Below are 953 nucleotides of genomic sequence, written 5' to 3'. Positions count from 1 at the left end.
CGCCCATGCCCAGGGACGGCCGATCGACACCGCCGTCGCGCCCAGCGCCAGAGCCGCCACCACGTCCGCACCGCGCCGCACACCGCTGTCGAGCACGATGTCGATCCGCCCCTCCAGCGCATCGGCGATGGCGGGCAGGACCTCGATCGTGGCCGGGGACGCATCGAGCTGCCGCCCGCCGTGGTTCGAGACGACAATCCCGTCCGCACCGGCATCACGCGCGCTGCGCGCATCGTCGGGGTGCATCACGCCCTTGACGATCAGCCGGCCCGTCCAGACGCCGCGCAACCACGCCAGATCGTCGCGGCTCAGCGTGGGATCGATCTGGGCGGCCATCTGCCGCGCCTGCGCCATCACGCCGCGCTCGGTCGTATAGGGCGCCAGATTACCGATCCCGGGCGCGCCCCGCCGCGCCATTCCGGCCAGCCAGCGCGGGTGGCGGGCCAGACCGGCCATCTGTGCGATCGACGGTCGCGCAAGGTCGCGGAAACCGTTGCGCACATCGCGCTCGCGCACCGGGGTGATCGCCGTGTCGATGGTCACGATGATGCCGTCCATGCCGCAGGCCGCCGCCCGCGCCAGCATGTCGCGGGTCAGGCCACGGTCACGGAACACATAGATCTGTGCCATCGCCTGCGGCGCAATCGCCGCGACCCTCTCCATCGGGGCGATGGAGAACGTGGAGACGCCCAGCCCGATCCCGCACTCGGCGGCCGCCCGGGCCGCGCCCTGTTCTCCCTCCGCGTGGAACATGCCCGCGAAACCCACGGGCGCGAGCATGACCGGCAGGCGCCAGTCCTGACCGAAACACCGCGTCGTCAGATCGACGCGCGAGACATCGATCAGCCCGCGTGGCGTGATGGCAATCCGGTCGAACGCCCGCCGGTTGCGGCGCACGGCGCGCTCGGCGTGGGCGCCGCCGTCGATATAGTCCGCGAACAGACTCGGCAGGC

1 protein-coding gene is annotated in these 953 nt (G+C 72.0%); it reads right to left on the bottom strand.

The window, feature by feature from the left end:
• Nucleotides 1-953, bottom strand: a 953-nt coding sequence (locus HUK82_RS16875; protein WP_256127071.1) for an alpha-hydroxy acid oxidase, incomplete at both ends; no start/stop codon positions are given.

It is taken from the genome of Ameyamaea chiangmaiensis, from assembly GCF_013376175.1.
Lineage (GTDB): Bacteria > Pseudomonadota > Alphaproteobacteria > Acetobacterales > Acetobacteraceae > Ameyamaea > Ameyamaea chiangmaiensis.
Note: the sequence above shows the minus strand (reverse complement) of the source record. Positions and strands in the feature narration are given on the sequence as shown.